The sequence below is a fragment of the Dorea acetigenes genome (assembly GCF_025567385.1).
Taxonomy (GTDB): Bacteria; Bacillota; Clostridia; order Lachnospirales; family Lachnospiraceae; genus Claveliimonas; species Claveliimonas acetigenes.
The window spans coordinates 244,153-257,454 of record NZ_JAOQJU010000001.1; the positions used below are offsets into that span (position 1 = coordinate 244,153).

Sequence of the window (13,302 nt, forward strand, 5' to 3'; positions counted from 1 at the left end):
TTATGCATAGAATAAGAAAAAATCATCGTTATGGTACAAAAGGAATCTGCCTTTTGCTGGCTGCGATGCTGGCAGTTTCGGCAGTCGGCTGCAGGAAGGAAGAGGCGGTTTCTCTGGAAGAAGCAGATTTTTCTCTGGAAGAGGAAGGGCAGGAAACCGGGAGCGAGGAAGTCGCCGGAAGTGATGCCTCCGATGGAGCCGAGGAAGGGCAGCCGGAGCAGATTTATGTATATGTCTGCGGACAGGTAGCAAATCCGGGCGTCTATGAATTGCCGCCCGGAAGCCGTGTATTTGAGGCGATCAATGCTGCGGGAGGCCTTCTGGATGCTGCGGCAGGTTACATGCTGAATCAGGCGGAGAAGATGGAGGACGGACAGAAGATTTATGTGCCATCGGAAGAGGAAGCGCAGGCAGGGGAGGCTGTGCCGGGACAGGCAGACGGCATGCCGGCAGGAAGCGCAGGCCCGGAAAGCGGCGAAGACAGCGACGGCAAGATAAATATTAATTCTGCCACGAAAGACGAGCTGATGACACTCTCAGGAATCGGAGAGAAGAAGGCACAGGCTATTATCAGTTACCGGGAGAGCCATGGTGGCTTTCAGTCCGCAGAGGAGCTGATGGAAGTGGAAGGGATTAAGACGGGAACCTACGAGAAGATAAAAGACAGAATTAAGATATAGCGAGGGAGAATGGTTATATGGGTAAAAAAGTGTTGGTTGTAGATGATGAAAAGTTAATCGTGAAGGGAATCCGTTTCAGTCTGGAGCAGGACGGGATGGAAGTGGACTGTGCCTACGACGGGGAAGAAGCTCTGAAGCTTACCAGAGAGAATCTGTATGACATTGTTTTGTTGGATGTGATGCTTCCGAAGGCAGATGGTTTTACGGTGTGCCAGCAGATCCGGGAATATTCAGATGTTCCGATTATCATGCTTACAGCGAAAGGAGACGATATGGATAAAATCCTGGGGCTGGAGTATGGAGCAGATGATTACATAACAAAACCTTTTAATATTCTGGAAGTGAAGGCGAGGATTAAGGCAATTATGCGCCGTACCGGAAAGAAAAAAGATGGAGACGGGGATGATAAAGTCCTGGTAAAAGGTGAAATGAAGATTGACTGTGAGAGCAGACGGGTGTTCATTGGTGAAAAAGAAATCAATCTTACAGCGAAGGAATTCGATCTTCTGGAGCTTCTTGCTATGAATCCAAACAAAGTGTACAGCAGAGAGAATCTTCTGAATATTGTGTGGGGATATGAATATCCGGGCGATGCAAGAACTGTTGACGTCCATATCCGGCGGTTGAGAGAGAAGATTGAGACGAATCCGAGTGATCCGAAATATGTGTACACGAAGTGGGGAGTTGGTTATTATTTTAGAGGTTAAGAAGTTTGTGAAATTCCGGTTTTTGAAGAGCCTCCGCCTCCGTATCGTCCTGATTCTGATGCTGGTAGGAATTCTCCCCTGTATTGTCATGAAGGCGATTGTTCTTGAAAGCTATGAGAAGAGAGCTGTGGACGTTCGGACAGCAGAAATACAAAATCAATGTACGATTCTATGTAATTCACTGGGCAATTCTAATTATCTGGCAGACGGCACTTCGGAAATCCTTCAGGCAGAATTGATACAGTTATCTAATATATACAGCGGCAGAGTGATGGTGATTGATAACGAGTTCCGGGTTGTAGAGGATACCTATAACCTTGACAGAGGCAAAACCATTGTGTCGGGAAATGTAATAAAGAGCTTTGCCGGAAAGGGAACCAGCCAGTATGATGACAAGAATAGTTATATTGAAGTAACGATGCCCGTTACGGCAGAAGGCAGCGATGCGGTACTGGGCGTAATACTTGTGAGTGTATCCACAGATACGATTGTGGCTACCATGGATGTGTTGGAAGGAAAAGCAAACATTGTAGAAGTTATCCTGGTTTTTGTCATTATTATATTGGCGGTTCTTGTCGGTACGAAGATGCTGCGGCCTTTTGACAGGATTACTAAATCCATTGAGGACGTGACAGAAGGATACGATGATAATTATCTTCATGAGGATACTTATACAGAAACCCATCTTATTTCGGAGGCATTTAATAAGATGCTGGGAAGGCAGAAAGTGCTGAATGATTCCCGGCAGGAATTTGTGGCGAACGTATCTCATGAGCTGAAGACGCCTCTGACATCTATGAAGGTTCTTGCGGATTCGCTTCTGGCTCAGCAGGACGCTCCCGTGGAACTGTACCAGGAGTTTATGGCAGACATGTCAGAAGAAATTGAAAGAGAAGACAAGATTATCAATGATCTGTTGTCATTGGTTAAGATGGATAAAGCGGCTGCGGAGATTAATATAAAGTCCGAGAATATTAATGAGCTGGTGGAACGGATCCTGAAACGGCTGCGTCCAATTGCAGCTGTCAGGAATATTGAACTGGTTTATGAGAGTTTCCGGCCGGTTACGGCAGAAGTGGATGAAGTGAAGCTGACACTTGCCGTATCCAATCTGGTTGAAAATGCAATTAAGTATAACAATGAAAATGGCTGGGTGCACGTTTCTTTGAATGCAGACCACAAGTTTTTCTATATAGAAGTGGCTGATTCGGGAATGGGGATTCCGGAAGAAGCGCAGGAGCATATATTTGAGCGTTTTTATCGGGTGGATAAGTCTCATTCCAGAGAAATCGGCGGAACAGGGCTGGGGCTTGCGATTGCCAGGAATGCAGTTGTTATGCACAGAGGTTCTATTAAAGTGTACAGTCAGATGGGAGAAGGTACTACATTTACTGTGCGGATCCCTATCAGCTATGCAGCGTAAGGAGGGCGGATATGAGGAAAAAGATATGGCGTATGCTTGCTTTGTTCCTGGGAATTATTCTGCTTGCTGCGTGCGGCAGGAGCCGGGAGCCGAAAGACGGAGAAGAGTATGTATATTGTCTGAGCACGGACGGAATGAATCTTATAAAGCAGGTGTGTTCATGGAGCAGTGAAAATCCGCTGGGAGAGGTGGACAATATACTGGATGCAATGAAGAATCCGGAGCAGTCTGTAGACTGTAAGTCTGCAATCCCTTCCGACGTGGAGGTTATAGATTTTACATTGGAGGATGGCAGGCTTGATTTACATTTTAATGAAGCTTACAGGAAGATGCAGAAGACAGAAGAACTGCTCTGCCGGGCAGCAGTGGTACAATCACTGACGCAGATTGCGGATGTGAATCTGGTGAAGTTTTATGTGGGAGACGAGACGCTTACACGAAGCGACGGTACGGAAGTGGGGTATATGCGGGAGGAAGATTTTCTGCAAAATGCGGGAGCCAGCCTACATTCTTATCAGGAAGCGTCCCTGAAGCTTTATTATGTAAACGCCTCCGGAGATAAGCTGGTAAGTGAGACGATGAAGGTGCGGTATAACAGTAATATGTCTATTGAAAAGGTTATCGTGGAGCAGTTGATTAAAGGCCCCAGGAGCAAGGAAATGCAGGCGGCGATTCCGTCGGAGACAAAGCTCCTTGGCATATCGGTGAGAGATGGAATCTGTTATGTGAATTTTAATGAAGGGTTTCTGTCGCCGAATTATAGTATTGATCCCACGGTTGCCCTGAGTTCTCTTGCCAATTCGATTATTGAGGGAGGAACGGCAAATCAGGTGCAGATAGCGGTAAATGGGGATACGAATGTCCTGTTTCAGGATGTGGTTGATCTCAGCAAGCCGATTGAAAGAAATCTTGACGTAGTGGAGGAAAACAATTAGTTTTGAAAGAAAGAAAATTATTTACTATATGTCTTTCTTTTATTATCGTTCTATTTGTGGTGACTTTTTTTCTTGGAGGGTATTTTCCTGGAATATCAGGACCCTCCGAAATAGAACGGTCTGTCCCGGACGGCGGAAGCGTGGTTGCTGCGGGACGGGTATACAGAAGAGAGCAGAAATCAGATTATCAGATCTTATATCTTAAAAATGTATCTGTTTATTATCAGGAAAAATCATTCAAAGAGTCCAGGTTGATTATTTATGATGAAGAAAAAGAAAGAATTGGCATTGGCAATCGGATTGTAGTGAAGGGAGAAGTTTCTTATTTCGATCCGGCAGGTAATCCCGGCAATTTTGACAGAAAATTTTATTATCAGAAACAGAAAATCCATGTTTCTGTATGGAGTGATACGGTCAGAGTCGCGAACGGGGGCGTGTATCCTGTTCGGAATGCACTGGCGGATATCAGAGAGCATTGGAAAGAAGTGTTGATTTCTTATGCCGGGGAAGAAGACGGCAGTATTCTATGCGCTGTGATTCTTGGTGATAAGTCAGGGATGGAAGAAGAGATGAAAGAACTCTATCAGAAAAATGGAATTGCACATATTCTTGCAATTTCGGGGCTGCATCTGTCTTTTGCAGGAACTGTGATTTACCGCCTTCTGCGAAAATGCAGCGGTTCCTATCTGGCAGGGGGATGCGCGGGACTCCTGTTCATGGCGCTTTATATTTTGATGATAGGGGTGAGTGTATCTGCCCTTCGGGCAGTTATTATGTATATGTTTCGGGTGGGAGCGGATATGTCAGGGAGAGTTTACGACGGGGCTACCGCGATAGCGGCTGCCATGCTAACAGTCATTATTTGGCGTCCCCTGTCTTTCTATGATGCCGGGTTTCAGTTATCTTTTGGGGCCGTAGTAGGAATGATGGTTCTCAGCCCTCTATTATCTTCAAAAAAGAAATCAAATAATTTCTTAAAAAACGGATTTATAACAAGTTTTAGTATTAATCTGGCAACATTTCCTATGATTTTATATCACTTCTATGAAATTCCTTTGTATTCTGTTTTCCTGAATCTGGTAGTCATTCCGCTTATGAGTGTCCTGCTGGCGGCAGGGATGGCGGGAAGCGCCTGTGTGTGTATCTGCCCTCCGGTGGGAATGGTGTTTATAAAGGTGTGCAGCAAAATTCTGTGGGTTTATGAAGTCTTATGCAAAGGGGCAGAGAAGCTCCCTTTGAACCGTATCATTACCGGACAGCCAAAAATATGCTGGATTGTACTGTATTACATGTTGCTGTTTCTTGGCGTGGCAGCGGCGCTTTCCCGGAAAAAAGAAAAGGATGCCATATCGGACAGGATTTTTGTGGAAAGAAGAGCAGCGGTTTTGTCCGGTGGTTTTCTGGGCGTTATGCTGATTTTTCTGACCTGCCCGGCTGTGAGACATGATGACCTGGAGGTTACGATGCTGGATGTAGGGCAGGGAGAGTGTATTTTCCTGAGAAATGAGAAGGGAATCAGTATGCTGGTGGACGGTGGAAGCAGTGATGTGAAGCAGGTAGGAAAATACAGGATAGAACCGTTTCTGGAAGCCCGGGGAGCGGGGTGCCTGGATTATGTATTTATTTCCCACGGGGATGCAGATCACAGGAATGGAGTTGAACAGTTACTGGAGAGGCAGGAACAGGGGGTGAAGGTGAATTGTCTTGTTCTGCCGGAGAAAAACGTCTGGGATGAAGGGCTGGAAGAGCTTGCAGGGAAAGCGGTGGAGCAGGGGACGAAGGTGGTGATTCTAAAGCAGGGAGATAAGATTGAGGCAGAGGGGCTTGTAGTTACCTGTCTCCTTCCGGAAAGAGATTATGCCGGCGAGAAGGGAAATGAGGCTTCCATGGTGCTGGATATTCGTTATGGATATTTTGACATGCTTCTGACGGGAGATCTGGGAGCGGAAGGAGAGAGAAGGCTTGCACAGAATCATGAGAAAGATTATGATGTTCTGAAAGTGGCACATCATGGTTCTGATTTTTCCTCCGATGAAGAATTCCTTTCGGCAGTAAAGCCGGAAGTTGCCCTGATTTCAGCGGGAAAAGAAAATCGTTACGGACATCCCGGAAAGGAGACCATCGCAAGACTTAAGAATGCGGGATGCCGGATATACTGTACGAAAGAAACAGGGGCGGTTATTCTGAAAACAGATGAAAAAACTATAGCCAAGCCGGAAATTTTCAAGTATAATGGAAGCTATGAAAAGTTTGAATGAAGATATAAAGGCAGGAAAATTTAAGAATGTATACCTTCTTTTTGGAGAAGAGGCTTATTTAAAAAAACAGTATAAAGACCGTCTCACGAAAGCCATGCTGCCGGAGGGAGATACCATGAATTATGCCTATTATGAAGGAAAGGGAATCAGTATTCCGGGAATTATTGACCTGGCGGAGACGATGCCCTTTTTTGCGGAGAGAAGGCTGATTGTAATCGAAAATTCCGGTTTCTTTAAAAATGCGGCGCCGGAGCTGGCAGACTATATTAAGACGATGCCAGAGACTACGCATTTCCTGTTTGTGGAAGAGGAAGTGGATAAGCGCGGCAGGATGTATAAAGCTGTGAAGGACAAAGGGCGTGTGGCGGAGATGACGCGCCAGGATGAGAAGACACTGCTGATTTGGCTTGGCAGGACGGTGCGGCGGGAGGGAAAGCAGATACAGGAATCTACCCTCCGCTATCTGCTTTCTATAGCGGGAACTGATATGGAGAACCTGGAAAAGGAATTGGAGAAGCTTTTGTGTTATACCATGGACAAAACAGAGATTACCAGGGAAGATATTGACGCGATCTGCACGGTTCAGATTACGAACAAGATTTTTGATATGGTGGAGGCTGTAGCATTGAAAAAGCAGAAGACAGCGCTGAATTATTATTATGATCTGCTTGCGCTGAAGGAACCACCTATGCGCATCCTTTATCTTTTGAGCAGACAGTTTAAACAGCTTCTGGAAGTGCGGGAACTTTCTAAAAAAGGGTATGGGAAGAAGCAGATTGCAGAGGCGGCAGGACTCCATCCTTTTGTAGCGGGCAAGTATATTTCCCAGTGTAAGGCGTTTTCAGGCAGTGAGCTGCGCAGGATTCTGGAAGAAGCGGCGGATCTGGAGGAACGGGTGAAGACGGGAAGATTGAATGACAGAATGAGCGTTGAGCTTTTTATAGTAAAGTATAGTGGAAAGGAGCGATGAAATTGGCAGGAATTGATCAGAGTAAAATTAGAAATTTTTGTATTATTGCCCATATAGACCATGGCAAATCTACATTGGCAGACCGTATTATTGAGATGACAGGACTTCTCACCAGCCGTGAGATGCAGTCCCAGGTTCTGGATAATATGGAGCTGGAAAGAGAGAGAGGAATTACCATTAAGGCACAGACCGTGCGTACGGTATATAAGGCGAAGGATGGGGAGGAGTATATCTTCAACCTGATTGATACGCCGGGACATGTGGATTTTAATTATGAAGTGTCCAGAAGCCTTGCCGCCTGCGATGGTGCAATCCTTGTGGTAGATGCAGCACAGGGGGTGGAGGCACAGACCCTGGCAAATGTATATCTTGCCCTAGATCACGACCTGGATGTGATGCCGGTAATCAATAAGATTGATCTGCCAAGTGCAGAGCCGGAGCGGGTGATAGAGGAAATTGAGGATGTGATTGGGATTGAGGCGGAGGATGCCCCTCTCATTTCAGCGAAAACCGGACTGAACGTAGAAGAAGTCCTGGAACAAATTGTGTTGAAAATTCCGGCGCCGGAAGGAGATCCGGATGCTCCGCTGAAAGCGTTGATCTTTGATTCTGTATATGATTCCTATAAGGGCGTGATTGTGTTTTGCAGAATTAAGGAAGGCAGCGTGAAGAAAGGCACGCCAATCCGCATGATGGCAACGGGAGCAACGGCGGAGGTTGTGGAAGTAGGATATTTTGGCGCAGGTCAGTTTATCCCCTGTGATGAGCTGAGTGCGGGGATGGTTGGTTATCTAACTGCCAGCTTGAAGAATGTGAAGGATACCCGTGTGGGTGATACGGTTACTAACGATAAGAATCCTTGTGCAGAGCCGCTGCCGGGATATAAAAAGGTAAATCCGATGGTATATTGCGGAATGTATCCGGCGGACGGAGCAAAATATCCTGATCTCAGAGACGCCCTGGAGAAGCTTCAGCTAAACGATGCTTCCCTACAGTTTGAGCCTGAGACTTCGGTCGCTTTGGGATTTGGGTTCCGCTGCGGATTTCTGGGACTTTTGCATCTGGAGATTATTCAGGAACGTCTGGAAAGAGAGTATAATCTGGATCTGGTAACCACAGCGCCCAGCGTTATTTATAAAGTGCATAAGACAAACGGCGAAGTCATTGACCTGACGAATCCGACCAATCTTCCGGATGCATCCGAGATTGAATATATGGAAGAACCTATGGTAAAAGCAGAGATTATGGTTACTTCTGAATTTATCGGCGCAATTATGGATCTGTGTCAGGAGCGCAGAGGCATTTATCAGGGAATGGAATATATCGAAGAGACGAGAGCCGTGCTCCGCTACCATCTGCCGCTCAATGAAATTATCTATGATTTCTTTGACGCACTGAAATCCCGTTCCAGAGGGTATGCTTCCTTTGATTATGAGATGCTGGGCTATCAGCAGTCTGAGCTTGTGAAGCTGGATATCCTGATTAATAAGGAAGAAGTGGATGCGCTTTCCTTTATCGTGCATGCGGGAACGGCATACGAGCGTGGAAGAAAGATGTGCGAGAAATTGAAAGAAGAAATCCCGAGACAGCTCTTTGAAATCCCGATTCAGGCGGCTGTGGGCAGCAAGATTATTGCCCGTGAGACAGTAAAAGCCATGCGTAAGGATGTGCTTGCCAAGTGTTACGGCGGTGATATTACCCGTAAGAAGAAGCTTTTGGAAAAACAGAAGGAAGGAAAGAAGCGGATGCGCCAGGTGGGTAATGTGGAAATCCCGCAGAAAGCATTTATGAGCGTGCTGAAACTGGACGATAAATAAAGGGAGAGTCATATGAGAGAACTGGAGTTGTATATTCATATACCCTTTTGTGTGAGAAAATGTAAATATTGTGATTTTCTGTCTGCCCCTGCCGATGCAGGGGAGCGGCAGAAATATGTGGAAAGCCTTTGCAGGAAAATCCGGTCTTACGGTGCGCTTGCGAAGGCTTATCATGTTGTCAGTATTTTCCTGGGAGGAGGGACGCCCTCCGTGCTTGACGCGGGGCAGACAGAGAAAATATTTGACGCAGTCTATGATACATTTATGGTGGATAAGGATGCCGAGATAACCACAGAGCTAAATCCGGGAACGGTGACAGAAGAAAAGCTTAGAATGTATCAAAAGGTGGGGATAAACCGCCTGAGCATCGGTCTGCAGTCTGTCAACAATCATGAGCTAAGGATGCTGGGAAGAATCCATACGTACGAAGATTTCATTGACACCTTTGTAATGGCTAGAAAGACAGGATTTGACAATGTGAATGTGGATTTGATTTCTGCCATACCCGGACAGACGGTGGAAAGCTGGGAAGATACGCTGCGCACGGTGGCGGAGCTTGAGCCGGAGCACATTTCCGCATATAGCCTGATAATCGAAGAAGGCACGCCATTTTATGAGATATATGGGGAAGAAGGTGCGGCATCGGGCGGAATGGCAGTATTATCTGGTGAGGGTGCAGCGCTTCCGGACGAGGACGCAGAGCGGGAGATGTATCAGAGAACGAAGCGGATTCTGGAAGAATACGGTTATCGCCGTTATGAAATATCCAACTATGCAAAAGAAGGTTTCCGGTGCCGCCATAACCTCGGTTATTGGGAACGTCGGGAATATCTGGGAATCGGACTGGGAGCCGCATCATTGATTGATAATGTCAGGTGGAATGAGTACGCCTCCGTGGAAGAATTTTGCCGGAAATATGGGGAAGGGATAGAGATTGTTCCGGAATTTATCTGTGTCAATGAACCGGAGAGTATTACAGGAAGTAAAGTGAAGGTCCCAAGAGAGGATGGAGAGCGGTTAAGTGTAAAAGAACAGATGGGAGAATTCATGTTCCTTGGGCTGAGGAAGATGGAGGGAATTTCGAAGGAGCGCTTCCTGCGGACGTTTCATGAGCCTGTGGAGAAAGTTTATGCAGACCAGATTCCTGATTTGTGTGAAAAAGGTCTGTTAGAGTGTGAAGGAGATTTCATCCGTCTTACGGAGAGAGGGATAGATATCAGTAATTATGTAATGAGTGAATTTATTTGACTTTTATTATAAAAATACAGATAAACTGTCACGCATAAATAAATGTAACAGTTTATCTGTATTTGTTAAAAATCAAATTTTTATGCGCCCTTGTGTGCCAGCGCAGCTTCCACGAATCCCTTAAATAATGGATGTGGCCTGTTTGGTCTGGATTTCAATTCGGGATGTGCCTGGGTAGCAATGAACCAGGGGTGTTCCGGTATCTCTATCATCTCAACGATTCTTCCGTCTGGGGACAGTCCGGAGAGCATCATGCCATGCTCTGTAAGAGCGTCACGGTAGTCGTTATTTACTTCATAGCGGTGCCTGTGGCGTTCTTTGATTTCTTCTGTTCCATATAATTTGTAAGCTTTTGAATCCTTGTCGAGGATACATGGGTAAGCGCCAAGACGCAGGGTTCCGCCGATATTTTCAATACCAATCTGTTCCGGCATAATATGGATGACCGGATGTGTGGTCTGGGAGTCCAGCTCTACGCTGTGGGCGTCGTTGTAGCCGATGACATTGCGTGCAAATTCCACAATAGCAAGCTGCATACCGAGACACAGGCCCAGGAAGGGAACTTGGTGGGTTCTGGCGTAGCGGATTGCTTCGATTTTGCCGTCAATGCCGCGGTCGCCGAATCCGCCCGGGACGAGGATGCCGCTTACATCGCCCAAAATCTCTTCCACGTTATCTGCAGTTACCGTTTCAGAATCCACCCATTTAATATTAACGGTGGCATGGCTGAAAATACCGCCGTGCTTGAGGGCTTCGACGACGCTGATATATGCATCGTGAAGCTGGATATATTTTCCTACAAGGGCAATGGTGACTTCCGTATTCGGATGACGCAGGTAGTCTACCATTTCAGCCCAGTCTTTCAGATCCGGTTCCGGACAGTCTAAATGAAGGCATTCACAGACAACCCCTGCCAGGTTTTCTTTCTCCATCGCCAGAGGCGCTTCATAGAGATACTCTACATCCAGGTTCTGCAGTACATGGTTGGCAGGTACATTACAGAATAGTGCAATCTTGTCTTTTATGCCGTTGCCCAGAGGATATTCTGAACGGCATACAATCACATCCGGCTGAATCCCCATTCCCTGAAGATCTTTTACGCTGGCCTGCGTCGGTTTCGTTTTCATTTCCTGGGAGGCGCGCAGGTAAGGAATCAGGGTGACATGGATTAAAATAACATTTTCATGTCCCTTTTCATGCTGGAACTGCCGGATTGCCTCCAGAAATGGCTGGCTTTCAATGTCTCCTACCGTTCCGCCTACTTCGATAATGGCAATTTCTGTATCCGTTGCTGCCGGGTTGCGGTAGAAACGGTCTTTGATTTCGTTGGTAATGTGAGGGATAACCTGAACGGTTCCTCCGCCAAAATCCCCGCGCCGTTCCTTCTGCAGGACGGACCAGTAAATCTTGCCGGTGGTTACATTGGAATTCTTGCTCAGGCTTTCGTCAATAAATCGCTCGTAATGTCCCAGGTCTAAGTCTGTCTCGGCACCGTCATCGGTGACAAATACTTCTCCGTGCTGCACCGGATTCATCGTTCCCGGGTCAATATTGATGTAAGGATCGAATTTCTGCATAGTCACCGTGTAACCACGGGCTTTCAGAAGGCGCCCTAATGATGCCGCTGTAATGCCTTTTCCTAGTCCTGATACTACACCGCCTGTAACAAATACGTATTTTACTGCCATAATTGCCTCCTTGTGTGAATGATTTCCGCCTTTTTAAAAACAGTATTATACAACTTTTTTTCTAAAAAATACAGCTTTTTTTTCATACTTTGCTTCAAATGTTGCCTGGATGGACAGCTTTTTAAATTGTTTCATATCAACAGAGCTTACCATAACAGAAGTATGAGCCTGGCATCCCTTTAGTTTGGGAAGCTGTTCCAGGGCAAGTTGTGCATATTTATCCATTGCCGCACTGACGGACAAGGCAATCAGCACTTCGTCAGTATGGAGCCTGGGGTTTTTACTCCCCAGATAGTTTACTTTGAGCTTTTGGATTGGCTCGATGGCGTCAGGAGAGATTACATGCTTTTCATGGTCAATGCCGGCCAGCTCCTTCAGGGCATTCAAAAGAAGCGCCGCAGAAGCTCCCAGCAGTTTGGAAGTCTTTCCTGTGATGATCCGTCCGTCGGGAAGTTCAAGTGCCGCTGCAGGACCGCCTGTCCTTTCGGCACAGGCAAGGGCGGCATCTACGACGGGGCGGTCGTGTACTGTAATTCCTGCCTGGTTCATCAGCATTTCTATCTTATAGACTTCTTCTTCGGAGCAGGATCCAATCAGAAGACGGCGAAGTGCGTCATAATATCTGCGGATGATTTCCTGGCAGGAAGCCTTTTGGCATATCTCGTCATTGCAGATGCAGTTTCCGGCCATGTTTACACCCATATCGGTAGGGGAGTTGTAAGGGCTTTTCCCGTAAATCCGTTCAAATGTTGCACGGAGCACAGGGAAAATCTCTACATCCCGGTTGTAGTTGACCGTAGTTTTTCCATAAGCTTCCAGGTGGAAAGGGTCGATCATATTTACGTCATTCAGATCGGCGGTTGCAGCCTCATAGGCAAGGTTTACCGGATGCTTCAGCGGGATATTCCAGATGGGGAAGGTCTCGAACTTTGCATATCCGGCGCGGATTCCACGCTTGTGCTCATGATAAAGCTGCGACAGGCAGGTGGCCATTTTGCCGCTTCCGGGGCCGGGAGCGGTAATGACTACCAATGGCCGCGTGGTTTCGATATAGTCGTTCTTTCCATAGCCGTCGTCGCTGACAATTAATGGGACATTGCTGGGATAGCCCGGAATCATATAGTGGATATATACCCGGATTCCCAGCCGCTCTAAGCGGGACTTGAACAGATCTGCACTGCTCTGGCCGGTGTACTGCGTGATAACGACGCTGCTTACATAAAGTCCGTTGTTGGTATAGGCTTCCATAAGTCTTAATACATCAGAATCGTAGGTGATTCCCAGATCTCCGCGGATTTTATTCTTCTCAATGTCTCCGGCGCTGATGACAATAACGATTTCAGCCTGGTCGGAAAGTTCTTTCAGCAGCCGGAGTTTGCTGTCCGGGCAAAAGCCGGGAAGAACTCTTGAGGCATGGTAGTCGTCAAATAGTTTTCCGCCGAATTCCAGATATAATTTGTTATCAAATTGATTAATCCGCTCACGGATGTGTGCGGATTGCATGTTAAGATATTTTTCGTTGTCAAATCCAATATTCATTTGTAACTCCCTCGTATTCCTCAAATTAAAATAAGTA

10 protein-coding genes are annotated in these 13,302 nt (G+C 46.5%); 8 read left to right on the forward strand and 2 right to left on the reverse strand.

From position 1 onward, the window contains the following. Nucleotides 1–2 precede the first annotated feature (2 nt). Genes OCV99_RS01280 through hemW form a run of 8 tightly spaced genes read left to right on the forward strand, consistent with a single transcriptional unit; the run spans nucleotide 3 to nucleotide 10,038 of the window. Nucleotides 3–680: a ComEA family DNA-binding protein gene (locus tag OCV99_RS01280; RefSeq protein ID WP_158367392.1), complete on the forward strand. Its 678-nt coding sequence runs from the start codon at nucleotides 3–5 to the stop codon at nucleotides 678–680. Between the two features lie 17 nt (nucleotides 681–697). After that, entirely contained in the window at nucleotides 698–1,387 is a 690-nt protein-coding gene (locus OCV99_RS01285) for a response regulator transcription factor (RefSeq protein ID WP_158367394.1), read from the forward strand. Next, a complete protein-coding gene (locus OCV99_RS01290; protein ID WP_158367396.1) occupies nucleotides 1,344–2,810 on the forward strand; it encodes a sensor histidine kinase in 1,467 nt (488 codons plus the stop codon). Before OCV99_RS01285 ends, OCV99_RS01290 begins: the two co-directional genes overlap by 44 nt. Nucleotides 2,811–2,821: 11 nt before the next feature. Beyond that, on the forward strand, nucleotides 2,822–3,745 hold the full coding sequence (locus OCV99_RS01295; protein WP_158367397.1) for a GerMN domain-containing protein: 924 nt from the start codon (nucleotides 2,822–2,824) through the stop codon (nucleotides 3,743–3,745). A 2-nt stretch (nucleotides 3,746–3,747) separates the two neighbouring features. After that, the gene (locus OCV99_RS01300; RefSeq protein ID WP_158367399.1) at nucleotides 3,748–6,003 is read left to right on the forward strand and encodes a DNA internalization-related competence protein ComEC/Rec2; all 2,256 of its coding nucleotides are present in this window, start codon (nucleotides 3,748–3,750) and stop codon (nucleotides 6,001–6,003) included. Beyond that, nucleotides 5,987–6,973 (forward strand): DNA polymerase III subunit delta, encoded by a 987-nt coding sequence (gene holA / locus OCV99_RS01305; RefSeq protein WP_158367756.1) that lies wholly within the window; start codon nucleotides 5,987–5,989, stop codon nucleotides 6,971–6,973. Before OCV99_RS01300 ends, holA begins: the two co-directional genes overlap by 17 nt. A gap of 2 nt (nucleotides 6,974–6,975) precedes the next feature. Beyond that, nucleotides 6,976–8,790 carry a translation elongation factor 4 gene (lepA, locus tag OCV99_RS01310; RefSeq protein WP_158367401.1) on the forward strand — a complete coding sequence of 605 codons (1,815 nt, stop codon included), beginning with the start codon at nucleotides 6,976–6,978 and terminating at the stop codon, nucleotides 8,788–8,790. A gap of 12 nt (nucleotides 8,791–8,802) precedes the next feature. After that, nucleotides 8,803–10,038, forward strand: coding sequence for a radical SAM family heme chaperone HemW (hemW, locus tag OCV99_RS01315; protein WP_158367403.1), 1,236 nt, complete (start codon nucleotides 8,803–8,805; stop codon nucleotides 10,036–10,038). Nucleotides 10,039–10,118: 80 nt separating this feature from the next. Here hemW and OCV99_RS01320 read toward each other — a convergent pair whose 3' ends face one another. Next, nucleotides 10,119–11,726 (reverse strand): CTP synthase, encoded by a 1,608-nt coding sequence (locus OCV99_RS01320; protein ID WP_158367405.1) that lies wholly within the window; start codon nucleotides 11,724–11,726, stop codon nucleotides 10,119–10,121. A 45-nt stretch (nucleotides 11,727–11,771) separates the two neighbouring features. Next, nucleotides 11,772–13,265 (reverse strand): DUF1846 domain-containing protein, encoded by a 1,494-nt coding sequence (locus OCV99_RS01325; protein WP_158367407.1) that lies wholly within the window; start codon nucleotides 13,263–13,265, stop codon nucleotides 11,772–11,774. Nucleotides 13,266–13,302: the final 37 nt, after the last annotated feature.

Excerpts from the sequence above, each read along its gene's own strand:
- hemW (WP_158367403.1), top strand. The coding sequence starts at position 8,803 with ATGAGAGAACTGGAGTTGTATATTCATATACCCTTTTGTGTGAGAAAA.
- OCV99_RS01290 (WP_158367396.1), top strand. The coding sequence starts at position 1,344 with ATGTGTACACGAAGTGGGGAGTTGGTTATTATTTTAGAGGTTAAGAAG.
- OCV99_RS01285 (WP_158367394.1), top strand. The coding sequence starts at position 698 with ATGGGTAAAAAAGTGTTGGTTGTAGATGATGAAAAGTTAATCGTGAAG.
- OCV99_RS01320 (WP_158367405.1), bottom strand. The coding sequence starts at position 11,726 with ATGGCAGTAAAATACGTATTTGTTACAGGCGGTGTAGTATCAGGACTA.
- OCV99_RS01295 (WP_158367397.1), top strand. The coding sequence starts at position 2,822 with ATGAGGAAAAAGATATGGCGTATGCTTGCTTTGTTCCTGGGAATTATT.
- OCV99_RS01325 (WP_158367407.1), bottom strand. The coding sequence starts at position 13,265 with ATGAATATTGGATTTGACAACGAAAAATATCTTAACATGCAATCCGCA.
- holA (WP_158367756.1), top strand. The coding sequence starts at position 5,987 with ATGAAAAGTTTGAATGAAGATATAAAGGCAGGAAAATTTAAGAATGTA.
- OCV99_RS01280 (WP_158367392.1), top strand. The coding sequence starts at position 3 with ATGCATAGAATAAGAAAAAATCATCGTTATGGTACAAAAGGAATCTGC.